General features: G+C 74.4%; 20 protein-coding genes. 9 read left to right on the forward strand and 11 right to left on the reverse strand.

What is annotated here, in order from left to right; translation table 11 throughout:
• Positions 1–447 precede the first annotated feature (447 nt).
• Both ACFYU9_RS26105 and ptsP read left to right on the forward strand, forming a co-directional pair.
• Positions 448–897 (forward strand): PTS glucose transporter subunit IIA, encoded by a 450-nt coding sequence (locus ACFYU9_RS26105; protein WP_389213088.1) that lies wholly within the window; start codon positions 448–450, stop codon positions 895–897.
• Positions 898–980: 83 nt separating this feature from the next.
• Complete coding sequence (gene ptsP / locus ACFYU9_RS26110; protein WP_389213086.1) at positions 981–2,651, forward strand: phosphoenolpyruvate--protein phosphotransferase; 1,671 nt, start codon at positions 981–983, stop codon at positions 2,649–2,651.
• A gap of 75 nt (positions 2,652–2,726) precedes the next feature.
• Here ptsP and ACFYU9_RS26115 read toward each other — a convergent pair whose 3' ends face one another.
• Together ACFYU9_RS26115 and ACFYU9_RS26120 are read right to left on the reverse strand one after the other, a co-directional pair.
• Positions 2,727–3,653 carry a hypothetical protein gene (locus tag ACFYU9_RS26115; protein WP_389346247.1) on the reverse strand — a complete coding sequence of 309 codons (927 nt, stop codon included), beginning with the start codon at positions 3,651–3,653 and terminating at the stop codon, positions 2,727–2,729.
• A 28-nt stretch (positions 3,654–3,681) separates the two neighbouring features.
• Positions 3,682–5,028: an MFS transporter gene (locus ACFYU9_RS26120; protein ID WP_389346248.1), complete on the reverse strand. Its 1,347-nt coding sequence runs from the start codon at positions 5,026–5,028 to the stop codon at positions 3,682–3,684.
• 74 nt (positions 5,029–5,102) lie between these two features.
• Here ACFYU9_RS26120 and ACFYU9_RS26125 point away from each other — a divergent pair, with 74 nt between their 5' ends.
• On the forward strand, positions 5,103–6,422 hold the full coding sequence (locus tag ACFYU9_RS26125) for an aminotransferase class I/II-fold pyridoxal phosphate-dependent enzyme (RefSeq protein ID WP_389346249.1): 1,320 nt from the start codon (positions 5,103–5,105) through the stop codon (positions 6,420–6,422).
• Positions 6,423–6,560: 138 nt separating this feature from the next.
• Here ACFYU9_RS26125 and ACFYU9_RS26130 read toward each other — a convergent pair whose 3' ends face one another.
• Positions 6,561–8,534 carry an acetoacetate--CoA ligase gene (locus tag ACFYU9_RS26130; RefSeq protein ID WP_389346250.1) on the reverse strand — a complete coding sequence of 658 codons (1,974 nt, stop codon included), beginning with the start codon at positions 8,532–8,534 and terminating at the stop codon, positions 6,561–6,563.
• Positions 8,535–8,750: 216 nt separating this feature from the next.
• On the opposite strand from ACFYU9_RS26130, the gene ACFYU9_RS26135 reads away from it, so the two are divergent.
• Positions 8,751–11,117, forward strand: a complete 2,367-nt coding sequence (locus ACFYU9_RS26135; RefSeq protein ID WP_389346251.1) for a glycoside hydrolase family 31 protein — start codon at positions 8,751–8,753, stop codon at positions 11,115–11,117.
• Here the strand turns inward: ACFYU9_RS26135 and ACFYU9_RS26140 are convergent.
• A complete protein-coding gene (locus ACFYU9_RS26140; protein ID WP_389346252.1) occupies positions 11,108–11,623 on the reverse strand; it encodes an NUDIX domain-containing protein in 516 nt (171 codons plus the stop codon). The two genes, ACFYU9_RS26135 and ACFYU9_RS26140, sit on opposite strands and share 10 nt — an antisense overlap.
• Before the next feature lie 59 nt (positions 11,624–11,682).
• On the opposite strand from ACFYU9_RS26140, the gene ACFYU9_RS26145 reads away from it, so the two are divergent.
• The 3 genes from ACFYU9_RS26145 (at position 11,683) to ACFYU9_RS26155 (ending at position 14,307) form a co-directional block, all read left to right on the forward strand.
• Positions 11,683–12,513, forward strand: coding sequence for a M15 family metallopeptidase (locus ACFYU9_RS26145; protein WP_389213072.1), 831 nt, complete (start codon positions 11,683–11,685; stop codon positions 12,511–12,513).
• A 139-nt stretch (positions 12,514–12,652) separates the two neighbouring features.
• Positions 12,653–13,123 (forward strand): Zn-ribbon domain-containing OB-fold protein, encoded by a 471-nt coding sequence (locus tag ACFYU9_RS26150; RefSeq protein ID WP_389346253.1) that lies wholly within the window; start codon positions 12,653–12,655, stop codon positions 13,121–13,123.
• The gene (locus tag ACFYU9_RS26155) at positions 13,120–14,307 is read left to right on the forward strand and encodes a lipid-transfer protein (protein ID WP_389346254.1); all 1,188 of its coding nucleotides are present in this window, start codon (positions 13,120–13,122) and stop codon (positions 14,305–14,307) included. Before ACFYU9_RS26150 ends, ACFYU9_RS26155 begins: the two co-directional genes overlap by 4 nt.
• A gap of 49 nt (positions 14,308–14,356) precedes the next feature.
• Here ACFYU9_RS26155 and ACFYU9_RS26160 read toward each other — a convergent pair whose 3' ends face one another.
• The 4 genes from ACFYU9_RS26160 to ACFYU9_RS26175 are packed head-to-tail and all read right to left on the reverse strand — an operon-like array spanning position 14,357 to position 18,588.
• On the reverse strand, positions 14,357–14,965 hold the full coding sequence (locus tag ACFYU9_RS26160) for an ATP/GTP-binding protein (RefSeq protein WP_389213066.1): 609 nt from the start codon (positions 14,963–14,965) through the stop codon (positions 14,357–14,359).
• Positions 14,946–15,365, reverse strand: a complete 420-nt coding sequence (locus ACFYU9_RS26165) for a DUF742 domain-containing protein (RefSeq protein ID WP_389213064.1) — start codon at positions 15,363–15,365, stop codon at positions 14,946–14,948. The genes ACFYU9_RS26160 and ACFYU9_RS26165 overlap by 20 nt, the downstream gene beginning before the upstream one ends.
• 14 nt (positions 15,366–15,379) lie before the next feature.
• Positions 15,380–15,820 carry a roadblock/LC7 domain-containing protein gene (locus ACFYU9_RS26170; RefSeq protein WP_389213062.1) on the reverse strand — a complete coding sequence of 147 codons (441 nt, stop codon included), beginning with the start codon at positions 15,818–15,820 and terminating at the stop codon, positions 15,380–15,382.
• Positions 15,817–18,588, reverse strand: a complete 2,772-nt coding sequence (locus ACFYU9_RS26175) for a nitrate- and nitrite sensing domain-containing protein (RefSeq protein ID WP_389346255.1) — start codon at positions 18,586–18,588, stop codon at positions 15,817–15,819. Before ACFYU9_RS26175 ends, ACFYU9_RS26170 begins: the two co-directional genes overlap by 4 nt.
• Before the next feature lie 440 nt (positions 18,589–19,028).
• Here ACFYU9_RS26175 and ACFYU9_RS26180 point away from each other — a divergent pair, with 440 nt between their 5' ends.
• Positions 19,029–19,457 (forward strand): hypothetical protein, encoded by a 429-nt coding sequence (locus tag ACFYU9_RS26180; RefSeq protein ID WP_389346256.1) that lies wholly within the window; start codon positions 19,029–19,031, stop codon positions 19,455–19,457.
• Between the two features lie 61 nt (positions 19,458–19,518).
• Here the strand turns inward: ACFYU9_RS26180 and ACFYU9_RS26185 are convergent, their stop codons facing one another.
• Positions 19,519–20,184 carry a response regulator gene (locus ACFYU9_RS26185; protein ID WP_389213056.1) on the reverse strand — a complete coding sequence of 222 codons (666 nt, stop codon included), beginning with the start codon at positions 20,182–20,184 and terminating at the stop codon, positions 19,519–19,521.
• Positions 20,169–21,464 carry a sensor histidine kinase gene (locus tag ACFYU9_RS26190; RefSeq protein WP_389346257.1) on the reverse strand — a complete coding sequence of 432 codons (1,296 nt, stop codon included), beginning with the start codon at positions 21,462–21,464 and terminating at the stop codon, positions 20,169–20,171. Before ACFYU9_RS26190 ends, ACFYU9_RS26185 begins: the two co-directional genes overlap by 16 nt.
• A gap of 148 nt (positions 21,465–21,612) precedes the next feature.
• Here ACFYU9_RS26190 and ACFYU9_RS26195 point away from each other — a divergent pair, with 148 nt between their 5' ends.
• On the forward strand, positions 21,613–22,065 hold the full coding sequence (locus ACFYU9_RS26195; protein WP_389346258.1) for a hypothetical protein: 453 nt from the start codon (positions 21,613–21,615) through the stop codon (positions 22,063–22,065).
• Between the two features lie 42 nt (positions 22,066–22,107).
• Here ACFYU9_RS26195 and ACFYU9_RS26200 read toward each other — a convergent pair whose 3' ends face one another.
• Positions 22,108–26,799: a hypothetical protein gene (locus tag ACFYU9_RS26200; protein WP_389346259.1), complete on the reverse strand. Its 4,692-nt coding sequence runs from the start codon at positions 26,797–26,799 to the stop codon at positions 22,108–22,110.
• Positions 26,800–26,846: the final 47 nt, after the last annotated feature.

Raw genomic sequence — 26,846 nt, forward strand, 5'->3', positions numbered from 1 at the left:
TGTACCGACCCTCGCGGGCTTTCCTCCGGGCGCTTCCTTCGTTTCCGACTCTATCAGATCTTTCCGATCCGATTTCCTCGGTGCTTTCCGGTCCCGATTCCTGGCATTTGCCTTTCGGGCCCTTCGGCGGGGTCAAACACTACCAGGCTTTTTCGCTCCCCCCGACCACGTCCTCCGCGAGCATGCAGAGGTGTAGACCACTGGGGTTAGGATCTGGCTTGATAGGTGCTGCCGACCCACGACTCAAAGCCGCGTTGGGGTCAGGCAGGAGTACGACAGTACATCCCACCGCCAGTAGAGGCAAATCGTTTCGGGTAGTCCCCAGGTCCGCGAACTGGTACGTCTCATGCGGAACCTGGACTTCCTATGACATAGGCTTCTGAACCAGTACGCCGTCCAGGACAGGTAGTGACGGCGCAACACATCTCCGCCCCTGGGAGGCATCCCATGACCACTGTGACGTCGCCACTCGCTGGACGCGCCATCGGTCTCGCCGCAGTACCCGACCCCGTCTTCTCCGGCGCGATGGTCGGTCCCGGCACCGCCATCGACCCCGTCCGTGAGCCCGGCGAGGCGGTCTCGCCCGTCGACGGCGTCATCGTCTCTCTGCACCCGCACGCGTTCGTCGTCGTGGACGACGAGGGCCACGGTGTGCTGACGCACCTCGGCATCGACACCGTTCAGCTCAATGGGGAGGGCTTCGAGCTCCTCGTCAACAAGGGCGACACCGTGACCCGCGGACAGGCGGTCGTGCGGTGGAACCCGGCCGCGGTCGAGGAGGCCGGCAAGTCCCCCATCTGTCCCGTCGTGGCACTCGAGGCCACTGCCGACTCCCTCGGTTCGGTCCGTGAGGACGGCGACGTGAAGGCCGGCGACGAGCTCTTCAGCTGGCAGTGACCGCCGGCTCGTTCTTCCGACGAGCGCGCACGGGACATTGAACGACGCGGCGGCCCGGCCGCCGCTCTATCGGAGACGGTGAGATGGAGACAACGCTGCGAGGCGTCGGTGTCAGCCATGGGGTGGCCATCGGCGAGGTCCGGCACATGGGCACGGCGGTCCTGGAACCGCCGGCCAAGCAGATTCCGGCCGATGAGGCGGAGCGCGAACAGGGGCGCGCCCGTCAGGCCGTGGAGGCTGTGGCGGCCGACCTGATCGCTCGGGGCAACCTGGCCGGTGGCGAGGCCCAGGCAGTGCTCGAGGCCCAGGCGATGATCGCCCAGGACCCGGAGCTGATCGCCGACGTCGACCGCAGGATCGCGGTCGGCAGCACCGCCGAGCGCGGTATCTACGACGCGTTCTCGCACTACCGGGAACTGCTCGCGGGCGCCGGCGAGTACATGGCCGGCCGGGTGGCCGACCTGGACGACGTGCGGAACCGGATCGTGGCGCGCCTGCTCGGCGTGCCGATGCCGGGTGTGCCGGACAGCGACGAGCCGTACGTGCTGATCGCCCGGGACCTGGCGCCGGCCGACACCGCGCTCCTCGACCCGGCGCTCGTGCTCGGTTTCGTGACCGAGGAGGGCGGGCCGACCAGCCACAGCGCGATCCTCGCGCGAGCCCTTGGCGTACCGGCCGTGGTGGCGCTGCCGGGTGCGGGCGAGCTGGCCGAGGGCACGGTCATCGCGGTGGACGGTTCCACCGGCGAGATCTTCGTGGACCCGAGCGAGGAGAAGAAGGACGCGCTGACCCGCGCGGCCGAGGCGCGCAAGGCCGCGCTGGCCTCCTCCAGCGGTCCGGGTGCGACCTCGGACGGGCACAAGGTGCCGCTGCTCGCGAACGTGGGCGGTCCGGCGGACGTTCCGGCGGCGGTCGAGGCCGGTGCCGAGGGCGTGGGCCTGTTCCGTACCGAGTTCCTGTTCCTTGACGACAGCGCGAAGGCGCCGTCCGAGGAGAAGCAGATCGAGGCGTACCGCAAGGTTCTGGAGGCGTTCCCGGAGGGCCGGGTGGTCGTGCGCGTGCTCGACGCGGGCGCGGACAAGCCGCTGGACTTCCTGACCCCGGCGGACGAGCCGAACCCGGCGCTGGGCGTGCGGGGTCTGCGGACGCTGCTCGACCACCCCGAGGTGCTGCGGACGCAGCTGACGGCGCTGGCGAAGGCCGCCGAGGGACTGCCGGTGTACCTGGAGGTCATGGCGCCGATGGTGGCCGACCGCACGGATGCGAAGGCGTTCGCCGACGCGTGCCGTGAGGCGGGACTGCGGGCCAAGTTCGGGGCGATGGTGGAGATTCCGTCCGCCGCGCTGCGGGCGCGCTCGATCCTGCAGGAGGTCGAGTTCCTGTCCCTGGGCACGAACGACCTGGCGCAGTACACCTTCGCCGCCGACCGTCAGGTGGGTGCGGTGTCGCGGCTGCAGGATCCGTGGCAGCCGGCTCTGCTCGATCTGGTGGCGCTGTCCGCGGAGGCCGCCAAGGCCGAGGGCAAGAGCTGTGGTGTGTGTGGTGAGGCCGCGTCGGATCCGCTGCTCGCGTGTGTGCTGACGGGTCTGGGTGTCACCTCCCTGTCGATGGGTGCGGCGTCGATCCCGTATGTGCGGGCGACGCTGGCGAAGTACACGCTGGCGCAGTGCGAGCGTGCGGCGGCCGCGGCGCGTGCCGCGGACACGGCGCACGACGCGCGGATGGCCGCGCAGGCGGTCCTGTCCGGGGAGTGATCCCCGGCGGACCGTGACCGGTCGTCGAAGGTGAAGGGGCTTCCCGCCACGAGGTGGCGGGGAGCCCCTTCGTCGTCAGTGGGGGTGGTGGGTGGGATCGTCGGGGGTGAGGGGGAAGCCGGCGCGGTAGTCGACGTGGGGTTCGGGGGCGATGGGTTCGCCGGTGCGGGCGTCGGTGCAGTAGGCGTCGAAGACCTCGGCCTCGGTGAGCGGGACGAGCCGGCCGTGGTGGAGGCGCCAGCCGTGGAGACGGTCCGGGGCGCCGCGGGTGCTGGTGCGCAGGACGAGTCCGCCGGGGGCCAGGAGGGCGATGCCGGCGGCGAGGACGGTGACGAACTCGGCGCTTTCGGCGCTGTCGAGGCGGGCCGGGCCGTTGGTGTCGCGGGTGGTGTGGAGGAGGGCGATCAGCTGGTCGCTCTCGGCGGGGACGCTGCAGACGAGGTGGTGCGTGCCGGGCCCCGCCGCGTCGAGGAGGCTCAGCAGGAGCTGGGAGGCGCGGTCGAAGGAGGCGCGGCCGATGTCCTGTCCGCAGTCGGCGCAGCTGCCGGCGTCGGTGAGGAGCAGGGTGGCGTACTCCCAGGTGGCGCGGCGGACGGCGATGTCGACGAGGAGGGGGACGAGGGCGTCGAGGGACTGCCCGGTATAGGTGACGCGGGGGCCGGTGGCGGCGCGTTCGGCGGTGTAGCGGCTGCGGCTGGTGGGGCGGTCGGGGTCGAGGCCGGTGTCGGCGCAGTAGTCGGCGTAGTCCTCGGGGTCGAAGAGGGCGACGGTGGTGTGGCCGCCCTGGCGGGCGAGGGCTTCGAGGAGTTCTTCGACGTGGGCGAGGTAGCGGCCGTGGTCGTCGAAGGCGAAGGTCTCGTACTGCAGCATGGCGGTGAAGTCCTCCTCGTCGGTGAGGAGGGCGACGGTGCCGGCGGTCTCGCGGCGCAGGGCGCGGCGGAGCGCGGCCGTCGTGGTCCGGGTCCTGCCGGTTGCGCCGGGTGTGCGGTGGTGCTGGTTCATCTCTCCCCCTGGGTGTGAGCACGGTCGATCAGTGCTCACTCACCGTAATCGCCGGCACTGACAGTGACGTCTGCTCGGCGTTCTGGGCGGTCTCGGCGGTCTCGGTCGGCTCGGCCCGTTCGACGCGGTCGCGGATCAGCCGGTACTGGGCGGCCCCGACGCCGACGAGGGCGAGGCCGAGCAGGGGCCAGGCGAGGGCGCCGGCGGTCATGACGCCGGTGATGAGGAGGGGGCCGCCGAAGCGCTGGGTGGACTGGGCGAGTCCGTGCACGCCGAGGTAGGCGCCCTGGGCCTCGGCGGGGGCGAGGGCGACGGAGAGTTCCCAGGAGGAGATCGCGTGGAGGATCTCGGCGAAGGTCAGGGCGATGACGGCGACGGCCAGGGCCGTGATCGCGAGGGCGCGGCCGCCGGCCGCGGAGGCGGCGAGGGCCAGGGTGCCGACGACGAAGAGGACGGCCAGGGGGACGAGCAGGCGGCGGGCGGCGCGGGTGGTAGCGCCGAAGCGGGCGAGCGGGACCTGGAACGCGACGACGAGGACGGTGTTGAGGACCAGGAGCAGCGGGGCGAGGCCGACCGGGGCGGCGGTGGCGTGGACGATCCAGAGGGGGATGGCGACCTGGAGGATCGTGTCGTCGAGGAAGAGGGCGGCCTCGGTGGCGGTGTAGGCGAGGAAGGTGCGGTCGCGCCAGGGGTTGGCGGGGCGGACCTGCTTCGGGCCGTCGGCCGTGGTCGCGGTGGCGGTGGCGGTGGCGGTGGCGACGACGCGGGTGGGGGCCGGGGGTTCGGCGCAGCGCAGGGTGAGGGCGGCGATGACGAGGTAGGTGACGACGTTGCCGACGAGGAGGAGGCCGTAGGCCCGGGTGCTGCCGGTGGCGAGCGCGGCGGCGGCGCCGAGGCCGCCGAGGGACCAGCCGATGTTGACGGTGGTGCGCTGGATGGCCTGGTAGCGGACGCGGTCGGAGCCGGCGAGCCGGGCGGCGTACAGCTTGATGAGCACGCTGCCGGCGCGGTCGGGCAGCGCGCCGAGGGCGGAGTAGAGGGTGAGGAGGAAGAAGTTGTCCGTGGTGAGGAGGGCCAGGAGGGCGGCGCCGCGCATGAGTTGGGCGGCGGCGATGACCCGGACGAGGGGGAAGCGGTCGGCGAGGCGGCCGGCGAGCGGGGCTCCGGCGATGCCGATGCCTCCGGAGACGGTCATGAGGAGGCCGACCTGGCCGAGGCCGAGGCCGGAGACGTAGGTGAAGTAGAGCGCGGTGCAGCCGGCCCAGAGGCCGGTGCCGGTCTTGTCGATGATGCTGACGAGGAGCATGCGGCGGCCGTCGCGGCCTCCGGGTATGCGGTCGAGAGCGGTGCGGTGCCACGCGGTCGGACGGCTCACTCGGTTCCCCCATTGACTTCGAGCTTGTGACGACGAGCTTGACGCGAACTTTGTATTGATACATAGTTCAGTACGTGGCAACACAATATGCGATCACAGGGACGACGGCCAAGGGCATTGCCGCGTCCGTCGAGCGCGGCGTGGCCGAGGGCGAGCTCGCGCCGGGCGACGCGCTGCCTCCCGTACGGCGGCTCGCCGACGAGCTCGGCGTGAGTCCGGGCACGGTGGCGACGGCGTACAAGGAGCTGCGGCAGCGCGGTCTGGTCGTCACGCGCGGCCGGGGCGGCACGGTGGTGGCGGAGGCGCCCTCGGTGGCGTCCCGGCGGCCGCCGCGGGTCCCGCCGGGCCTCGTGGACCTGGCCACCGGCCTGCCCGACCCCGCCTTCCTGCCGGTGCTCCGGCCGCCCGCCGAGGTGCGCCCGGCGTTCGGCTCGCACCGCGCCGCGCCCCGGCTCACGGCCCTCGAGGAGCTGACCCGCGCCTGGTTCGCGCGCGACGGCGTGCCCGCGGAGCGGGTGACGTTCGCGCACGGGGCGCTCGACTGCATCGCCCGGCTGCTGTCCGTGGAGCTGCGACCCGGGGACGCGGTGGCCGTGGAGGATCCCGGCTTCCACCATGTCCTGGACCTGGTGCCGGCCCTGGGCCTGCGCACGGTGCCGGTGAGCGTGGACCGCGAGGGGATGGTGCCCGAGGCGCTGCGGACGGCGCTGCGGGCCGGGGTGCGGGCGGTGGTCGTGACCCCGCGCGCGCAGTGCCCCACCGGGGCGTCCTTCTCCCCCGCCCGGCGGGACGAACTCGTGGCGCTGCTGCGGGAGTACCCCGAGGTGCTCGTCGTCGAGGACGACTACACCGCGGAGATCGAGGGAGCGCCCGCCTCCACGCTGGCCGCCGCCGGTCTGGAGCGGTGGGCCCAGGTGCGGACCGTCTCCAAGCGGCTCGGCGTCGACCTGCGGTGGGCCGGGGTCGCGGGCGATCCGGTGACGCTCGCGCGGCACGACGGCCGGATGGTGATGACGTCCGGCTGGGTCAGCCACATCCTTCAGGAGACGGTCGCCGGGCTGCTGGCCGACCCGGCGGTGACCCGCCTGGTGGCGGCCGGCGAAGCCGCGTACACGGAGCGGCGGCGGGCCCTGACCGGTGCGCTCGGCTCGTACGGCATCCGCGCGCTCGGGGAGAGCGGGCTGAACGTGTGGGTGCCGGTCCGCGACGAGTCGGCGGTCGTGAACGGGCTGCGGACGCACGGCTGGTGGGTGGCGGCGGGCGCCCGGTTCCGGATCGCCGCGCCCACGGCCGTACGGATCACGACGGCGACGCTGCGGCCGGACCAGGCCGAGCGGCTGGCCGCGGACTTCGCGGCGGTGCTCGGCGACGTACAGGCGACGTACGGGGGCTGATGCAGGGGGGGTTGATGGCGGGAGTTGATGCGCGGGAGTTGATGCGCGGGAGTTGATGCGCGGCGGTTGATGCGCCGGGGTTGATCCCGGAGAGCGCGAAGGGCCCCGCGCGGGTGCGCGGGGCCCTTCGGCGGGTGGCTACCGGGCCTTGCGGGTGCGGGCCAGCTCCTCGTAGAAGCTCAGCAGGCCGATATTGTCGACCGAACCCGGGTTGACCGCCTTGGCCATCGGGGTGCCCTGGAGGAGGCGCTTGACCGGGACCTCGATGCGCTTGCCGGTGAGGGTGTGCGGGACGGCCGGGACCTCGATGATGTCGTCGGGCACGTGCCGCGGGGAGAGTTCGCTGCGGATCGTGCTCTTGATGCGGCCGATCAGCTCCTCGTCGAGGGTGGCGCCGTCGGCGAGGTGGACGAAGAGCGGCATCCAGTAGCCGCCGTCCGGCTCCTCCAGGCCGATGACGAGGGACTCGCGGATCTCCGGGAGGCGTTCGACGGCCTCATAGATATCGGCGCTGCCCATCCGGACGCCCTGCCGGTTCAGGGTGGAGTCGGAACGGCCGTGGATGATCACCGAGCCGTGGTCGGTGATCGTGATCCAGTCGCCGTGCCGCCACACGCCCGGGAACATCTCGAAGTAGCTGTCGCGGTAACGGCTGCCGTCGGGGTCGTTCCAGAAGCGGATCGGCATGGACGGCATCGGGTTGGTGACGACGAGCTCGCCGACCTCGCCGACGAGCGGCTTGCCCGAGGGGTCCCAGGACTGCAGGTCGGTGCCGAGGCAGGCGGCCTGGAGCTCGCCGATGTGGACCGGGAGCGTCGGTACGGCTCCGGCGAAGCAGGAGCAGACGTCGGTGCCGCCGCTGACGGAGGCGATCCACAGGTCCTCGCGGACCTCGTCGTGCAGCCAGCGGAAACCGTCGGGCGGCAGCGGGGAGCCGGTGGTGGCCACGCACTTCACCCGGGACAGGTCGAAGTCCCGGCCGGGGTGCACGTCGGCCTTGGCGCAGGCCATCACGTACGCGGCGGAGGTGCCGTACAGGGTCGCGCCGGTGCGCTCGGCGACGCGCCACTGGGCGCCGGTGTCCGGGTAGCCGGGGCTGCCGTCGTACAGGACCACGGTGGTGCCGGTGAGCAGGCCGGAGACGAGGAAGTTCCACATCATCCAGCCGGTGGAGGTGTACCAGAAGAACACGTCGTCCGGGCCGAGGTCGCAGTGCAGGCCCAGCTGCTTGACGTGCTCGGTGAGGATGCCGCCCTGGGACTGCACGATCGCCTTGGGCAGGCCGGTCGTGCCGGAGGAGTACAGCACCCACAGCGGGTGGGAGAACGGGACGTGCTCGAAGACCGGCTCGGTGTCGGCGGCGGTCAGCGCGGACCACTCCAAGGTGCCCTCGGGGGCCGGGGTGCCGAGCAGCGGGATGTGCACGACCGCGCGCAGCGACGGCAGTTCGGCGCGCAGCTCGGCGACGGTGTCGCGGCGGTCGTGCTCCTTGCCGCCGTAGCGGTAGCCGTCGACGGTGAACAGGACGACGGGCTCGACCTGCTGGAAGCGGTCGAGGACGCTGCGGGCGCCGAAGTCGGGGGCGCAGGAGGTCCACACGGCGCCGACGGCGGCGGTGGCGAGGAGGGCGACGACCGCCTCCGGGATGTTGGGCAGGTAGCCGCTGACCCGGTCGCCGGGCCGGACGCCGAGGTCGCGCAGCTCGGCGGCGAGGGAGCCGACCTGGCGGCGCAGCTCGGCCCAGGTGACCGGCGTGGGCTCGTGTGTCTCGTCCACATGGAGCAGGGCCGTGTCGTGGGGGCGCTGCTCGGCGGCGCGCAGGGCGTGCTCGGCGTAGTTGAGGGTGGCGCCGGGGAACCAGTCGGCGCCGGGCATAGCGCGGTCCCCGAGGACGCGCTCGTACGGGGTGGCGAAGCGGAGGTCGAACCACTCGGCGACGGCCGCCCAGAAGGCTTCGAGTTCCTCGACGGACCAGCGGTGCAGGGCCGCGTAGCCGCCGTCGGCGGGCGCTCCGTGGCGCTCGGCCGCCCATGCCTGGAAGCGGGTGACGGCGGCCGCGGCGACGCGGTCCTCGTCGGGCTGCCAAAGCGGCTCGGTCTGCGCTGATGTCATGTGGGTCGGCTCCCTGGCTGTACGCGGGGTCTGCGTGTGTCGCGCGCACGTGCGGGGTGTGCGCGTGACGCGGCTGACAGGGACGATGCCATGTGATCCTCTTTCGCACCAGGGTTCCCCGCCCATGGTCCGGCAGCTGAACATGTGCTCCCACCACGGGTGAACGGCAGTTGAACGGAGCTCGTGCAGCCCATCGCGGGTGGCAGGGTGAGCCGCATGGACGGTCGTGAGCTGGTGCGTTCGGTACGGGGGCTGGGTTCGGTGCAGGGATTGCGGGCGGTGCGGTCGGCGTGGCGGCGGCGCCGTGCGGACGCGCGGGCGCTGCCGCCGCGGGGTGCGGAGCGGGCCCGGGTGCCGGGTGCGGTGGCGGGCGCGGAGCCGCTCGCGGGCGGCGGGATCGTCCGGTTCGCCCGTTCCGAGCTGCGGGTTTCGGTGTCGGCGAGCGGCACCGTGTTCTGGGGCTGGGACGGGGCGGAGCCGCTGCCGTCGTACGCGCTGGCCGGCGAGCCGCCCGAGCCCGACCCGCGGGCCGTCCTGGAGCCGGACACCGACGGCGGCTGGCGGGTGGTGTCGGAGCGGGTGACGGTCGCGGTGTCCCGGCACGGGGCGGTGGAGGTGCGCACGCCGGGCGGGGTGGTGCTGCGCCGCGATCTGCCGCCGCGCTGGTGGGAGCCGGTGCGCGAGGGCTCCATACGGGGCGGGGAGGCGCGCTGGGTGCAGCGCAGCGAGGTGCCGGCGGACGCGCGGTTCTTCGGGCTCGGCGGGCGGGCCGCCGGGCCTCGGCTGCGCGACGGTTCGTACCGGCTGTGGAACACCGACCCCAAGGGCCACTTCTCTCCCGGGGACGACCCGCTGTACATCACGATGCCGGTGCAGCTGGTGGTCGCGGACGCCGGCACGCACCTGGCCTTCTACGACAGCACCTGGGACGGGCGCGTGGTCCTCGCCGAGGGCGAGGAGGGCGCCGGGTCCGGGCACGACCGGCCGGGCACCAGCGAGGTGCGGATGGAGGGCGGCCCGCTGCGCTGCTGGGTGGTGGTGGGGCCGCCGGCACGGGTGCTGCACGGCTGGGCGGCGCTGACCGGTGCGCCCGCGCTGCCGCCGGCGTGGGCGCTCGGGCCGCAGCACGCGCGCTGGGGTTTCGGCAGCGAGCGGGAGGTGCGGCGGGTGGTGGACGGCTACCGGGACCACGGCCTGCCGCTGTCGGTGCTGCACCTGGACATCGACCACTACGACGCCCACCGGGTGTTCACCGTGGACCGGGAGCGGTTTCCCGATCTGCCGGGGCTCGCGGCGGAGCTGCGCGAGCGCGGGGTGCGGCTCGTGTCGATCGTCGACCCGGCGGTGAAGGCGGAGCCGGGCGATCCGGTGTACGACGGCGGGCGGGCCGCCGGGGCGTTCGTCCGGGACGACCGGGGCGACGAGGTGCACGGCGTGGTGTGGCCGGGCGAGTGCGCCTATCCGGACTTCACGGATCCGCAGGCGCGCAAGTGGTGGGGCGCGCTGTACGAGGAGCGGCTGCGGCAGGGCTTCTCCGGGGTGTGGCACGACATGAACGAGCCGGTCTCCTTCGCGCCGTTCGGCGACCAGACGCTGCCCCGCTCCGCCCGGCACAGCCTGGAGGGCCGGGGCGGCGACCACCGCGAGGCGCACAACGTGTACGGGCTGACCATGGCCCGGGCCGGGTACGAGGGGCTGCGCCGGCTGCGGCCGGACGAGCGTCCGTTCCTCTTCTCGCGCTCCGGGTGGGCGGGGATGCAGCGCTACGGCGGCACCTGGTCGGGCGACGTGTCGACGGGCTGGCCGGGGCTGCGGGCCTCGCTGGCGCTCGTCCTGGGGCTAGGGCTCTGCGGAGTGCCGTACTCGGGTCCCGACGTGGGCGGCTTCGACGGCAGCCCGACGCCGGAGCTGTTCCTGCGCTGGTACCAGCTGGGGGCGTGGCTGCCGCTGTTCCGTACGCACGCGGCGATCGGCGCGGGGCGCCGGGAGCCGTGGGAGTTCGGGCCGGAGGTCCTGGAGCACGCCCGCGCGGCACTGGCCGAGCGCGAGCGGATGCGGCCGTACTTCGTCACCCTGGCGCGGCTGGCGCGGATGACGGGCGCGCCGTACGTGCGTCCGGTGTGGTGGGGCACGCCGGAGGACCGGGCGCTGCGGGACTGCGAGGACGCCTTCCTGCTCGGCGACTCGCTCCTCGTCGCCCCGGTGCTGTCGCGGGGCACGGACCGGCGTGCGGTGCGGCTGCCGCGCGGACGCTGGTACGACACGGCGACCGGCCGGTCGTACGAGGGCCCCGGCCAGGTCCTGCTCGACGCGCCGCTGTCCCGGGTGCCCGTCCTCGCCCGGGCCGGCGCGGTGATCCCGGTGCGGGGCGAGGACGAGGAGCTGGTCCTGGAGGTGTGGGCGCCGGCGGCGGGCCGCACGGGCGGCGGCCTCGTGGTGCGGGACACCGGTGACGGCTGGGAGCCGGCGGAGATCGAGCGGTACCAGTCGCGGCTGGTGGACGGGCGGGTCGTGGTGGAGAGGGTGACGGACGAGGGGACAAAGGAGGCGGGGCTGCCGGTACGGGTGCGGGGTCAGTCGTAGACGCCCGCGAAGAAGCGCCGCACCGCCTCCGTGTGCAGCGGGAACGCCAGCTCCTCCGGGCCGTGGAGCAGATGGTGTCCGCTCGTCTCGTTCGTCGCGACCGACGGCGGGAGGGTGGCCGCCGGGCGTGGCGGCAGGAGGCCGAAGAGGAGGAGGTGGCCGGGCGGGGAGCTGAGGGCGTCGGCGAGGCGGACGTCGGCGGCCGCGGCCTCGATGCCGGTCTCCTCCCACAGTTCGCGGGCCACGGCCTCCTGCCAGTGCTCGCCGTGGTCGACGAAGCCGCCGGGCAGGGCGACGCGGCCGATGTGGGGCCTGATCGCGCGCGTGATGACGACGAGGGCGGCGCCGCGCGGGGTGGTGACGGGGAGCAGGGCGATGGCGACCGGGAGCGGGTTGCGGTAGGCGATGGTGCCGCAGGCGGGGCAGGTGCGGGGCCAGGCGGCGTCGGCCGGGTAGCGCGCGCCGCACGCGGAGCAGTGCGAGAGGGGCTGCGGGGATTCGGTCACGGGGCCGACGGTATGCGATCGCCCTTTCCCGGCGCTGCCGGAACTGGTAGACGGGGCGCATGACTCGACTGACCCGATTCGCCTCCGCCGTCCGCGCGCTCGGCGCGCTCGCCGTCGCGGGGCTGCTCGCCGCCACCGCCGCCGTACCGTCCGCGAGTGCCGCGCCCGTCGCGGGGCCGGAGCCCAAGGCTCCGCCGGAGTTCGTGGCGCTGGACCGGGTGGACCGGACGATCGTTCAGGAGATGCGCTACACCACGGCGCACAACTTCGTCGGGGAGCCGGTCGACGGCTACCGGCAGCCGGTGTGCATCCTGACCCGGCCGGCCGCCGAGGCGCTGCACCGGGCGCAGGTGCGGCTGCTGGCCCGTGGCTACACGCTGAAGGTGTACGACTGCTACCGGCCGCAGCGGGCGGTGGACCACTTCGTGCGGTGGGCGAAGGACCTGGCGGACGAGCGGATGAAGCGGGAGTTCTATCCGCTGGTGGACAAGTCGCGGCTGTTCGCGGACGGTTACATCGCCGAGAAGTCCGGGCACAGCCGCGGTTCGACGGTGGACCTGACGATCGTGCGGCTGCCGGCCCTGCCGACGCGCCCCTATGTGCCGGGCGAGCCCCAGGTGGAGTGTTTCAGGCCGCAGGCGGAGCGGTTCCCGGACAACTCGGTGGACATGGGCACCGGATTCGACTGCTTCGACACGCTCTCGCACACCGACGATCCCCGGGTCCAGGGCGCGCAGCGCGCCAACCGGGACCTGCTGCGCGGCGCGCTCACCGAGCAGGGCTTCGTCAATCTGCCCGAGGAGTGGTGGCACTTCACGTTCAAGCCGGAGCCGTTCCCGTCGACGTTCTTCGACTTCCCGGTGGCGCGGCGGTCGGTCGCGGGCCACTGAAGGCACCGACGGCATTGACGGCATTGACGGCATTGACGGCACCGAAGCCACTGATGGCGCCGACGCCTTCCCCCTCCCGTGCGGCCGTGGCAGACTTCTGACGCTTCGTCAGATATCTGATTGCGGGAGGGGTTCCCGGATGGCACGCGAGCGCAGGCCGGTGGTGGCCGGCTGGTTCACCGACGACGGCGTCCCGGACAACGAGTTCCGGCTGCTCGGCACCCGCTGCACCGCCTGCGCGGCGGTGTTCTTCCCGCGCGCGGACGAGTGGTGCCGCAACCCGCGCTGTCCCGGCGGGGGCGAGCTGGTCGAGGCGCCGCTGTCGAGGCGCGGCACGATCTGGTCGTACACCGACGGCCGCTACCGCCCGCCCGCGCCGTACGTCTCGGACCCGGACGCGCCCTGGGTGCCGTACACCCTGATCGCGGTGGAGCTGGCGGCCGAGGCCATGGTGGTGCTCGGGCAGGCGGCGCCGGGCGTGCGGACGGCGGACCTGGCGGTGGGCGCGGAGGTCGAGCTGGTGCCGGGGGTGCTCGACGAGGACGACGAGCACACCTGGACCACCTGGCACTGGCGGCCCGTGGCGGCGGCGGAAGGGGACCGGACGTGAACGACATCGCCGTGCTGGGTGCCGGGATGCACCCGTGGGGCAAGTGGGGGCGGAGCTTCGTCTCGTACGGCACGGCCGCCGCCCGGGCCGCGCTCGCCGACGCCGGTCTCGACTGGTCCGAGGTCGCCTCGGTCGTCGGCGCCGACACCGTGCGCGGCGGCTATCCCGGTTACGTGGCCGGGGCCACCTTCGCGCAGGCGCTCGGCTGGCAGGGCGCGCGGGTGACGAGCGTGTACGCGGCCTGCGCGTCCGGGGCGCAGGCGATCGGCACGGCCCGGGCGCAGATCCTCGCGGGGCTCGCGGACGTGGTGCTCGTGGTGGGCGCGGACGCGGCGCCGAAGGGCTTCTTCGCGCCGGCGGGCGGCGACCGGCCGGACGACCCGGACTGGCTTCGCTTCCGTGTCCTGGGCGCGACGAACCCCGCGTACTTCGCGCTCTACGCCCGGCGTCGGATGGCCCTGTACGGGGACACGCCGGAGGATTTCGCGCTGGTGAAGGTGAAGAACGCGGCGGCGGGCGCGCTCAATCCACTGGCCCGGTACCGCAAGGCGGTGAGCGCGGCGGAAGTGGCGGCGTCGGCGGTGGTCGCCGATCCGCTGCGACTGCTCGACATCTGCGCGACCTCGGACGGCGGCGCCGCGCTGGTCCTGTCGAGCATGGAGTTCGCGCGGCGGCACGGGACGCCGGACCCGGTGCGGATCCGGGCGGTGTCCACGGTGACTCCCACCTATCCGAGGACGGTCCTCGACCTCCCCGACATCGCCACCGACTCGGCCGTGGCCGTCTCCCCCGCGCCGCACGGCTTCCGGGCGTCGATCGCCCGTGCCGCGTACGAGGAGGCGGGGCTCGGCCCGGAGGACCTGTCGCTCGCGGAGGTGTACGACCTGTCCACGGCCCTGGAGCTGGAGTGGTACGAGGACATCGGGCTGTGCGGGGCGGGCGAGGGCGCCAAGCTGGTGCGGGACGGGGTCACCGCGCTCGGCGGGCGCGTCCCGGTCAACGCGAGCGGCGGCCTCGCCTCCTTCGGCGAGGCGGTGCCCGCGCAGGCCATCGCGCAGGTCTGCGAGCTGACCTGGCAGCTGCGGGGCGCGGCCGGCGACCGGCAGGTGCCGGGGGCGCGGGCCGGGATCACCGCGAACCAGGGCCTGTTCGGCCATGGTTCGGCGGTGGTGGCGGTCCGGTAGGACGTACTTGCGGCGGCTGCCTGCCCGGTGGATCAGGGCCGGACGGGCCCTAGCGGGTCCCGGCGGGCGTGGGGTGCTCGGCCAGGACCAGGGCGTGCTCGACGACGGCGACGAGGATGTTCTTGACGGACTCGCGGTCGCGGGCGTCGCACATCACCAGTTCGACCTCGGGGTCGAGGTCCAGGGCGCCGCGGACGGCCTCGGCCGGGAAGCGGCGGGCGCCCTCGAAGCAGTTGACCGCGACGGTGAAGGGGATGCCGCGGCGTTCGAAGTAGTCGATGGCCGCGAAGCTGTCCTCCAGGCGCCGGGTGTCGGCGAGGACGATCGCGCCGAGCGCGCCCTGCGCGAGCTCGTCCCACAGGAACCAGAAGCGGTCCTGGCCGGGCGTGCCGAACAGGTAGAGCACGAGGTCGTCGCGGAGCGTGATCCGGCCGAAGTCCATGGCGACGGTGGTCGTGGACTTGTTCTCGATGCCGTGCAGGTCGTCGACCGGCCGGCCCGCCTCCGTGAGGACCTCCTCGGTCCGCAGCGGCCGGATCTCGCTGACCGCGCCCACCAGCGTGGTCTTGCCGACCCCGAACCCGCCCGCGACGAGGATCTTCAGGGTCGTCGGCTCGACCGGCGGGTGGGTGCGGCTGCTAGAGCGCCCGAAGGCCATTGATCACCTCGCGAAGGATGCTCACGTCCGGCAGTTCGGCCGGCGGAACGGGGCGGGTCACGTGGACGAGCTGGTCGTCCACGAGGTCGCCGACGAGGACCCGTACCACCCCTACGGGGAGGTCGAGCCCGGCGGCGAGTTCGGCGATCGACTGCGGCTGCTCGGAGCAGCGCTCGACGATGTCCACGTGCTCGGGGGAGAGTGTCTGGTCGCGGCCCGGGTCGTCGGCCGCCGGTTCGGGCACCACCAGGGCGATCAGGTCGAGCCGGTGCTGACCCGCGTGGCTGGTGCGCCCGCGGGTCATCGCGTACGGGCGGACCACCGGGCCCGCCTCGTCGTCGTACCAGTGGCCGGCCGGGTCCTCGTGGGACCGGTCCGCGCCTCTCATGCCGTCACTCATGCCGTCCCCCTGACTCATCCTCCGGTGGGCAGCCCGGACCGGGGCGCCGTGGCGAGATGGGCACCGACCCGCTTCACCATGAGGGTCATCTCGTACGCGACCTGGCCGACGTCCGAGTCGGCGTCGGCGAGCACCGCGAGGCAGCTGCCGTCGCCGGCGGCGGTGACGAACAGGAAGGCGTCCTCCAGCTCGACGACGGTCTGCCGGACCCGGCCGGCCTCGAAGTGGCGGCCGACGCCCTTCGCCAGGCTGTGGAAGCCGGAGGCGACGGCGGCGAGGTGCTCGCCGTCCTCGCGCGTGAGGTCGGCGGAGGCGCCGGTGGGCAGTCCGTCGCTGGAGAGCACCAGGGCCTTGCGGATGGAGCCGACGCGCTGGACCAGTTCGTCGAGGAGCCAGTTCAGCTCCCCGTTGCCCTGGGCGGAGCTGTGCGTTGCTGCGGCGTTCGGTGCGGTCATCGACCGTCCCCCTCGGGTGTCGTTCCTGGTGCTGTCGATCCTGGAGCTGTCGGGTCGGGCATCGCCGTCTCGGATGCCGACGGGCAGGCAGGTGTGGCCGGTTCGCCGTTGCGGCGCCGGCCGCGCTGCCAGCCGCTCTGCATGGCGGCCATCCGGCTGCGCACCTCCTCGGCGTCGCGCTCGAAGGAGTCGGGCTCGGCGGGGCCGGCGGCCTGGACCGGGTGCTCGCCGGTCCGCTCGCCGCTCTCGCGCAGCTGGGGCGCGAGGCTGGCCTGCCGGACGCGGCGGGGCAGCCCGGCGAACGGGGCCGGTCCCTCCGGTCCGGGTGCGGATCCGGAGCCCGGGCCGGGTACGGGGACGAGCGTGGGCGCGGGGCGGACGCGGGCCAGCTCCATCGTGTCCTCGGCGCGCGAGCCACCGGAGGGGGCCGGCGTGCCGGAGGCGGCTGTTCCGCGGCCACCGTTGCCGGTGTGGGGGCGGCCGCCCGGCTCGTCGAGGCGGCGGCCGTGGTCGACGACGAGCGTCGGCGGGCGGCGGCGGGGCAGCGGCACGGGGTCGTCGGCCGCGTCGTCCGGGGTCTGCTGGTGCTGCTCACCGCGGCGGCGGTGCTCGCGCGCCCGGAACAGGCCGCCGCGCTCGCTTTCGCTGTCGAGCAGGTCACCCGCCCCGCCGAGCAGCTCGTCGAAGGCGTCGCTACCGAAGGGCGGTTCGAGCTCTACGGGCCCGTCGAGCGCCGGGGCCGGCACCTTGGTGAGCGCGGGACGCCGGCTGGGCAGCGTCTCCGGTCCGGTGCCGTGAGCGCTCTCGGCGTCCGCGGGGTTCTTGTGGTCGAGGTTCTTGCGGTCCAGGCGGAAGCCCGCGCCCTGCGTCTCGGGGGCGTCGGTGAGCAGCGCGGCCGGGATGAAGACGACCGCGGTGGTGCCTCCGTACGGCGAGGGCTGGAGCGAGACGCGGACGTTCTGGCGCTGGGCGAGCCGGCTGACCACGAAGAGGCCGAGGCGGTCGGTGTCGGAGAGCTCGAACTCGGGCGTCTCGGCGAGGCGGAGGTTGGCGTCGAGCAGGGCGTCGGGGTTCATGCCGAGGCCGCGGTCGTGGATCTCCAGGGTGAAGCCGTTGGCGACGCGCTCGCCGAGCACCTGCACGGCGGTGTGCGGGGGCGAGAACACGGTGGCGTTCTCGAGGAGTTCGGCGATGAGGTGGGTGAGGTCGGCGACGGCGGGGCCGCCGACGCCGAGCCGGGGCAGCCGGCGGACCTCGATGCGCTCGTAGTCCTCGACCTCGGCGACGGCGGCGCGGACCACGTCCATCAGCTGGACGGGCTTGCGCCACTGGCGGGAGGGCGCGGCGCCGGAGAGGATCACGAGGCCCTCGGCGTGCCGGCGCATGCGGGTGGTGAGGTGGTCGAGCCGGAACAGGTCGGCGAGCTCGTCGGTGTCCTCGGTGCGCCGTTCCATGGTGTCGAGCAGGGTGAGCTGGCGGTGCAGCAGGACCTGGTTGCGGCGGGCAAGGTTGACGAACACCTCGGAGACGCCGCGGCGCATGTCGGCCTGCTTGACGGCGGCCTCGACGGCGGCGCGCTGGAGGGTGTTGAGGGCCTGGCCGACCTGGCCGACCTCGTCGTCCTCGTAGCGCAGGTGCGGCACCTCGGTCTCGACGTCGACGGGTTCGCCGGCGGCGAGGCGGCGCATGACGCTGGGCAGCCGCACGCCGGAGACCTCCTGGGCCTCCTTGCGCAGCCGGCGCAGGTCGCGGACGAGGTCGCGGCCGATGCGGACGGAGACGATGACGGAGACGAGCAGGGCGACGAAGCCGAGGACGCCGGCGATGCCGACCTTGATCAGCACGTTGTACGCGACGGGCTGGACGCGCTCCTGGTAGCGGTCGCCGGCCGCGGTGTTGGCGCGGGCGAGCTCGTCGAGGACCGGGGTGGCCTGCTGCTGCCAGCGTTCGGCGGTGACGGCGCGCGGGTGGTCGGTGGCGCCGCCCGTGATGAGCGACTCCTCCGCCTTGCGCAGCGGCGCGGTGTCGGCGCCGGCCCAGTACTTCTCGAAGCGGTCGCGCTCGGAGGTCGGCAGGATCTCCAGGTTGGTCTCGTAGAGCACCTTGCGGCCGGCGACGAGGTCGCCGAGGGTGCGGGCCTCTTCGGTGGTGACGCGTTCGGCGATGAGCGCGGAGACGGCGAGGGCGTCCTCGCGGGAGAGGAGTTCGCGGGCGCGGGTGACGCCGACGAGGGCGCGGCCCTGCTTGTCCATCTCCACGTTCTCCAGCGCGTGGAGGCTGAGCAGGAGGCCGTAGCAGGGGTCGACGAGGCGGCTGTAGAAGTCGAGGGCCTGCATCCGGCCGATGCTGCGGTTCTCGACGGAGCGGCGCAGCGCGGAGAGCCCGTCGAGGCCGTCGAGGACGGCGGCCAGCCGCTGGGCGGTGATCGGCTCCATGTCGCCCTGGACGCCGGGTTCGGCGGCGTTGCGGCGGATGAGGGCGATCTGCCGGTCGGTGGCCTCGCGTTGCTCGCGCAGCCGGGTCATGGCCTCGGCGGCGCGGGGGTCGGCGAGGTAGACGAGGGACTGCCGGCGTTCCTTCTGGATGACGCGGGCGGTGTCCTCGATCGGGTAGCCGATCTTCTTGACGATGTACCCGACGTCGAGGAGCTGACGCGCTTCCCGGCCGGTGAGCACCGTCGCGAAGCCCCACAGGCCGGTGAGCGAGACGAGTGGCACGAGCAGCAGTGCCACGATCTTCCGGCGGATGGACTTCCCGCGAAAGCGCATGGCCTCCCCCAGCTCGGCCTCCGCGGCCGCGGAGGCTCCTCACATCGTCGCGACCGGCGTCAACACGTGAGGTCAACACGCGGCGTCAATCTTCGGCTTCAACAAACGGCGGCGCGAGCCTACTACTGCATCACAGCCATCTCGAAGACGCGTCCGGACGATTTTCAGCCGGTCGAGTGAACGTTGATCATGAGATGTCCCGGTATTCGGGGAGTTGGGTTCCGTCAGTGTGGCGGAGGACACCTGACAGTCCGGTGACAGTCCGGCATTTTCCGTCTCCTGACGGATGGCTGGAACTGTTCGTTCCGCTCGTGAGTGTCGCCCGGTTAACAGGGCCCCGACGAAACCTTTTCCCACCCTCGTGCGTCATTCTGTACCGGGGAGGGCTGTCTCCGCGTAAAGCGGCGGAAGACGGGCAGCCACCCTGGAGACGTCGGTGGGTGGGGAGTGACAGCGCGATGGAGCACGAGGCGCGGCCGGTGCGGCAGTTGTGGGTGGACGACGAGAGGGGCCGGCGCCGGATGCCCGACCCCGTGCGGACGGCCGCGGTACGGGCGGTGCTGCTGACGTCGGTGACGCTGATACTGGCGACGGTCGCGTTCCTCTTCTCGGTGACCCGTTCGTGGATCGCGTTCCCGGCGACCGTCGCGGCCGTGGCGAGCACGGTGGTGACGACCTGGGGCGTGCTCGACGTGTGGATCACCCGCCAGGTGTGGCGGCAGCGCAACGGGGTCGTGTCGGAGCCGAGCAGCGCGGAGCGCGGGCCGCGGCGCGAGCGGCGCAAGGCGGAGCGGGCCGCGAAGCAGGCCGGGCGGAGCGAGCAGGCCGGACGGGCCGCCGACGCGGGGGCGCTGTCGGAGGCCGCCTGATCTCGCCTGACGCGGGCGTCGAGCAGGCCGCCGCGGACTCATCTCCCGTCCCGCCCCGGACTCATCTCCCGTCGCGCGCCGGGCCGTTCTCCAGGTACGCGAGGACCGCGCGGACGCGGCGGTTGGTGTTGTCGTCGTCGGTGACGCCGAGCTTGCCGAAGAGCGAGGTCGTGTACTTGCCGACGGATCCCTCACTGAGGAAGAGCCGGCGGGCGATGGCCTGGTTGGACAGGCCCTCGGCCATCAGACCGAGCACGGCGTGCTCGCGCTCGGTCAGCCGCTCCAGGCCCCGGCCCGGCGCGCCGCCGGACAGCAGCTTCGCGATCACGGCCGGGTCCAGGGCGGTCCCGCCGTCCGCGACGCGTTCCAGCGCGCCGATGAACTGGTCGGCGTCGAAGACGCTCTCCTTGAGCAGATAGCCGACGCCGCCGGAGCCGTCGGCGAGCAATTCGCGGGCGTACAGCTGCTCGACGTGCTGGGAGAGGATCAGCACCGGCAGTCCGGGCAGCTCGGCGCGGGCGGTCAGCGCGGCGCGCAGGCCCTCGTCGGTCCGGGTCGGGGGCATGCGGACGTCGATGACGGACACGTCGGGCCGCCGGGTCCGCAGGGCGTCGAGCGTCTCGGGCCCGGTGGCCGCGGTGGCGACCACCTCGTGCCCGAACGCCTCGATCAGGCGGACCAGTCCGTCACGCAGGAGGTAGAGGTCTTCGGCTACGAGTACGCGCATGGCACGGCCATCCTGACACGGGTCGGGCCGCCGGTGGGGCTGGTGATCTCCAGGGTGCCGTCGAAGACCGCGAGGCGGCGGCGCAGTCCGTCGAGCCCGCCGCCGGGCCGCAGGCCGGCGCCGCCGCGGCCGTCGTCCTCGATCTCGGCGACGATGCCCTGGTCGTCCCGGGTCAGGGTGACGCGGGCGCGGGTGGCCCGGCCGTGCTTGACGGCGTTGGTCAGCAGTTCGGCGACGCCGAAGTAGACGGCGGACTCGATCGGCGGCTCCGGGCGCGGTGCGCTCTCCGCGTCCACGGCAGCCGTCTGCGCGGCGGTGACGGTGACGTCGAGGGGCACGTCCAGGGCGAGGGCGCGGACCGCGTCGACGAGTCCCCGCTCGCTCAGGACGGGCGGGCTGATCCCCCGTACCAGCTCGCGCAGTTCGGCGAGCGAGGCGGCGGCGCCGGCCCGCGCGTCCTTCAGCAGCGCCCTGGCCTGCTCGGGACGGGTCTCCATCAGCTTCTCGGCGGTCGCCAGAAAGAGCCCGAGCGCGACGAGCCGGGCCTGGGCGCCGTCGTGCAGGTCCCGCTCGATGCGGCGGAGCTCGGCGGCCTGCGCGACCGTCACGTCGGCGCGCTGGGCGGTCAGTTCGTCGACGCGGTCGGCGAGGGCCATCGCGCGCGAGGGGCGCAGGAAGCGGACCGCGACCGGACGGACGGGCCGCCACGCGTACGGGGCGGAGCCGACGGCGAGCAGCAGGCCGAGCGCCCCGGCGAGCCGGGCCGCGGGCTCCGGCCGGGTCAGAGCGAGGGCGGCCGCGGCGAGTCCGGCGGGCGGGAGGGCGGCGGCCAGGCCCGCGGTGAGGGGCGCGACGGCGGTGAAGCGGAGGTCGCGCCAGAGGGCCGGGTCGCCCAGACGGAGCCGGAGCCGCTGGTCCATGAGGGCGTCGCGGCGGGTGCGCTCGTAGGAGAAGCCGTTCCACCAGTAGCCGGTGGACAGCCGTGTCACCGGCCCCGCCGTCCGGTAACCGGCGGGGACGACGGTGCCGGTCCAGCGGGCGACGAGGAAGCGGACCGCCCGGCACACCGGCCGGGACAGCGCGAAGCTGCCGCCGCACCCGAGGAGCAGCGGCAGCAGCCAGGACCAGGGATTGGCCGCGCCCCAGTGGAGGCCCAGGGCCACCGCGGCGGCCCACACGGCCGGGACGAGCAGCGTCACGACCGCGACGGCCGTGGCCCGTACGAATCCGGTGGCGGCCCGTACCGCCCACCCGCCCAGCCGTCCCGTGAACTCGCCCATGGACTCCCCCGTGCTCTCGTCGGTGCACCCACTGTGCACCGCGCCGAGCCCGCCCGTCGCCCGCCCGCCCGGGGAGTGGGGCCAGACCCACCGGGTCGTGGGTCCAGGCCGATACCGGGGCCGCGGCCCGCTCCGTAGCGTCGCCGGCATGGAAACCCACACGAACAACGTCACCGCCGCGTCCAGCGCCGTGCGCATCGCCGCCGGCTCCCCCGCCGGCACCGCCTTCGCCACCGTCAGGCGCTGCTTCGCGCTCTACGGCGCGCTCGCCGCCGCCGGTCTCGGCACCGTCGTCGTCCTCGCGGGCACCGGTCACCCGGTCAACGCGTTCATGTGGATCAGGGCGGTGCTGCTGCCGCTGGTCGCCGTGGTGCTCCACCGGCAGGCCGTCGCCGCCTCCCGGGGCGCGCGCCGGGCCTACGAGCGGGTGAGCCAGGTCTCCGTGATCCTGCCCGTCGCGATCATCGGCGTGGACCTGATCCCGGGAATCTGCCCGCCCTGGTACGCGGCGACGCAGATCGTCTGCATGCTGCCGGTCACCGCCGTCGCGGTCCTCGCCCGGCGATCCGCGGTGCGTGCCGCCTTCGCCCAGCAGCGCTGAACCCGGGAGAAGCGCCGCGCTCCCGGGAACAGCGGGGCCCGGTCAGTCCTCCGACGCGGTGGCCGCCTCCACCGGAGTACGGCGGAACATCCGGGTCGCCGTGATCTCGCCGTGGATGGTCTCGCCCTCCGCGCTCGGCTGCGGCAGGCCCGGCCGCAGGTGCTCCTCCACGCTGATGTACTTCAGGCCCGCGCGCAGGTCGGCGTCGTTGCGCAGCCGGATGACCAGCGGGAACTCGGCGAGGGCCGTGGTGTCGAACAGGCCGGTCGTGTAGAGCAGCTGGACGCCGAGCGCGTCGGAGACGGCCCGCTGGAGTTCCAGCAGGTACGTGGCGTTGGCGCGGCCGATGGGGTTGTCGAGGAACAGGGTGCCGGCGTGGCGGTGCTTGTCGCGGCCCCGGTCGTTGGAGCGGAGCGCGGCCATCGTGCAGTAGAGCGCGATGGCGGCGGTGAGCAGCTGGCCGCCGGAGAAGACGTCGCCCATCTGGCCGACGGGGACGCGCTCGGCGCGCAGCACCGCGTCCGGCTTGAGGATCTCGACCGCGATGCCGCGCGGTTCGAGCGCCGCCTGGACGCCGCGCAGCAGCAGGGACATGCCGTCGCGGCGCAGGTCGGAGTTCTTCTTCAGGGCGGCGCGGGTTGCCTCGTCGATCACCTCGCCGAGCCGCTCGGTGAGCGTGGCCTGGTCGGGCTCCTCGAAGCGGATGCGCAGGAACTCCTGGCCGGACCACTCGCCGAGGCCCTCGGGCAGCCGGGAGAGCCGCTGGGCGGAGCGGAGCGTGGCGAGCGAGGACTCGACGAGGCCGCGCAGGCGGTCGACGATCGAGTCGCGGTTGCGCTCCAGCTGGGCCAGCTCGTCGGTGAGCACCCGCAGCCGGGGCGCGAACGCCTCGGCCCACTTGGCGGCGTGCTCCGGCAGGGCGGCCGCGGGCAGTTCGCGGATCTGCTGCCGGGCCGGGGTGCGGACCTGCTCGTAGCGGGTGGAGTTGGCGTGCCGGACGAGGATGTCGCCGGCCTCGCGGACGGCGGCGTCGGCGGCCGACAGCTCGGCGGCGCAGCCGCGCAGCGCGCGGCGGGCCTCGGCGGCCGAGTCGCGGGCCTCGGCGAGCGGGCCGGGGTACGGCTCGGGCGCGTCCTGCTCCTCCTCCGCGTGGTCGCGGAGGAGGTCGCGCAGGAGTGCCGCCGCCTCGTCAAAGCCGCCGGCGGCGTCCTCGGCGGCCCGGTGGCCCTGGAGCAGACCGGTGTGCGCGGCGCGCGCGGCCTCCAGGGCGTCGGTGCGGGCGGCGAGTTCGGTGGTGGCCGTGCGGAGCAGGGTCTGGGCGTGCTCGGCGTCGGCCGGGATGAGCTCCTCGGGCAGCTCGGTGTGCGCCTCGGCGTCCTCGGGGGCGAGGCGCTCGGCCTCGCCGCGCAGCCGGCCGAGCTTCTCGCTCGCCTCGGAGGCGCGCGTCTCCAGCTTCTGGACCAGGGCTTCGGCGCGGGCCGCGGCGGCCTGGCGGGACGGGCCGTCGGCGCCGTCGGTGGACTCCAGGAGCTGCTCGGCGCGGGTGCGGACCTTGTTGGTGAGCCGGTCGAGCTCGGCGCGGGCGGCGGACTCGTCGCTCTCGGCGCGGGCCTGCTCGGCGCGCAGGTCGGCGCCGACGCCGACCTTCTCGTACACCTGGGAGGCGGCCCGGTAGGCCTCGCGGAGGGTGGGGAGCGCGGCGCGCGGGGCGGCGGCGTCCTCCTCGGGGAGCTGCTCGGGGGCGCCGGCGATCTCGGCGCGTTCGGCGCGCAGCGCGCGGGCGGTGCGGTGGGCGTCGTCGGCGGCGCGCTGGGCGGCGCGGCGGTCCTCGTCGGCGGCGCGGGCGCGCTCCAGGCAGGTCTGCGCGCGGGCCTCGGACTCGGCGGCCTCGTCGGCGAGTTCGCGCAGCCTGACCTGCCAGGCGGAGCGCTCGCGCAGCCGGAACGCGAGGCCGGCGAGGGCGTCGGCGGCGCGGCGGGCGCGCTGGGCGGCCTCCTGGCGCTCGTCGCGGACGCGGGTGGCGTCGGCGGCGGCCTCGTCGGCCTCCGCCCGTGCCGTACGGGCCTCGGCGAGCGCGGCGACCGCGGCCTCGGCGGCCGTGCGGGCGGTGGCGGCGACGGCCGCGAGCTCGGCGAGCATGCCGAGCGGGCAGTCGGCGCGCCAGGCGCCGATGCGGGCGGAGAGCGAGCGGTCGCCGGTGAGCCGGGTGGCGAGGGCGCGGATCTCCTCGTCACGGGCGACGGCGCGGGCGCGCAGCGTCTGGCGCTCCTCGTCGGCGGCGTGCTCGTCGTGCATGGCCGGGTTCGGCGGGACGAGGAAGACGTCCGCGTCCTGTCCGGTCTCCGGCGCGGGGACGGGCGCGAGCAGGGCGGCGGCGGTGCCGACGGCGACGGTGGAGCGGGGCAGCAGCGCGGCGCCGCTCAGCACCTCGCGAGCGCGGGTGTACGAGACGGGGTCGGTGATGACGACGCCGTCGACGAGCTCGGGGCGGGCGGCGAGGACGGCCGCGTGGTCGGCCGGGTCGACGGCCTGGGCCAGGTAGCGCCAGCCGGGGAGGGCGGGGATGCCGTGCTCGCCGAGGTACTCGACGGTGGCGAGGACGTCGGGGCCGGGCGGCAGCAGGCCGCCGTCGCCGAGGGCGCCGAGGATGCGGTTGTCGTCGGCGGCGGCGGTGCGCAGGTCGAAGAGCTGGCGCTCGGCGGAGGCGATCGACTGGTCGAGCAGGGCGCGCAGTTCGTCGGCGCCGCGGTCGAACTCGGTGACGGTGAGCGGTCCTTCGGCCGCGCCGGCGGCGGGCGCGGTGCCGGCACCGGCCGTGGTGCCGTGCTCCTCGCCGGACGTGCTGGACCGCTGGCCGGGCAGCGCCGAACCGCCCGCCTCCGGGGTGGCGCCCGGCAGGCTCAGGAGTTCGGCGAGGCGCGGTTCGGCGGCCAGGGACTCGGCGGCGCGGCGCTCGGCGTCGTAGGCGTTCTCGGCGGCCTCGGCGGCGTCGGAGGCGCGGGCGGCGGCGAGTTCGGCGCGGGATTCGGCGGCGGCGGCCTCGCGGGCGCGTTCGGTGGCGGTACGGGCGGCCTCGCGGGCCGCGTCCCAGGCGGCGACGGTGGTCTTCTCGGCGTCGCTGGCGGCGAGCGCGGCGCGGGCCGGGTCGGCGTCGGGCGCGGTGTCGTCGAGCCAGCCGGCCCGGACGGCCTCGGCGGTCTCCTGCTCGACCTCGGCGAGCCGCTGGCGCAGATGGCCGGCCTCGCTGCGGGCGCGCTGGGCCTCGGTGGCGGCGGAGGTGGCGTCGCGGTGTGCGGTCTCGCCGGCCTCCTGGAGGGCGGCGGAGCGCTCCTCCTCCTCGGCGGCCTGCCGTTCGCCCTCCTCGGCGGCGCCGGCGAGCGCCCGCACGAGGTCGGCGGCGGCCTTGGCGCGGGCGGCGAGGGCCGGGGCGGCGTCCCGCTCGGCCTCGCGGATGGCGGCGGCGACGCGCGCGGAGCGGTCGCCGGCGGCGCGGTGCCGGAGCACGGACTCGGCGGCCTGCCAGGCGGCGTGCAGGGTGCGGGCGTCGGTGAGCTCGCGGCGCTGGGCGGCGGCGCCCTTCTCGGCGGCGGCGAGGGCCAGCGAGGCGTGCCGGTAGGCGAGTTCGGCGGCGACGAGGGAGGCGCGGCCGCGGGCGGTCTCGGCGTCGGAGACGGCGTGCGCGGCGGAGGTGACCTGCTGGGCGAGTTCGGCGGCGCGGCCGCGTTCCTCGTCGGCGCGGGCGGAGAGCCGGCGGGCGAGCGTGCGGGTGCGGCGCTCGGCGGCGGCGTGCACGTCACGGGCCCGGGCGCGGGTCTCGGCGGACTCGACGATGCGGGTGAGGAGGTCGACGGAGCCGGCGGTGAAGTCGCGTTCGGCGGTGAGCTCGGCGCGCCGGCCGAGCTTGTTGCCGAAGCCGCTGACGAGGTCGGCGAGGCCGTCGGTGTCGCGGGTGTCGGTGACGGCGCGCAGCAGCAGGTCGGTGAAGTCGGAGTCCTTCTTGACCGCGAAGAGGCCGGCGGCCTCGCCCTCGTCGGCGTTCATCTCGCGCTGGTAGCGGAAGAGTTCGGGGTCGAGCCCGAGGTCGCCGAGGTGCTCGTTCCAGCGGTCGTGGATCTCCTCCCAGGAGACCTCCAGGTGCGGGTACGCCTTGCCGGCCTCGGTGAGGGCGTCGCGGAAGCCCTTCATGGTGCGGCGGCGGCCGGAGGCGCCGGAGGCGCCCTCGACGGGCGGCCGGACGGAGGTGGCCTCGGCGACGGGCAGGTTGTCGAGGCTGAGGCCGGGACCGGGGCGGAAGGAGTACCAGGCCTCGGCGAACTTGCGCGGGTCGTTGGAGACCTGGCGGCCGCGCCACTCGCTGACCTTGCCGACGACGACGAGCTCGCCGGTGAGGGTGTGCTGCCACTCCAGGGCGACGTGGCCGCAGTCGTCGGCGAGCAGGAACTTGCGCAGCACGCCGGAGCTGGCGCCGCCGAGGGTGTTGCGGTGACCCGGGAGCATGACCGAGAAGATCAGCTTCAGCAGGACGGACTTGCCGCCGCCGTTCTCCAGGAAGAGCACGCCTGCGGGGGCGGGACGGCGCGGCGGGCCGACCGGTTCCTCCTCGAAGAACTCCGCCTGGGTGGGCGCGGGATGGGGCACGGGCGCGCCGACCCCGCGCAGGTCGAGGACGGTGTCGGCGTAGCGGGCACCGGCCGGGCCGATGGAGTAGAGGCGGACCCGGGACAGCTCGTACATTGCGGCGGACTCTCGTGCTGGGAGTGGTCGGTTACGCGGGGCGGTGA

The organism is Streptomyces sp. NPDC004327 (assembly GCF_042873935.1).
GTDB lineage: Bacteria > Actinomycetota > Actinomycetes > Streptomycetales > Streptomycetaceae > Streptomyces.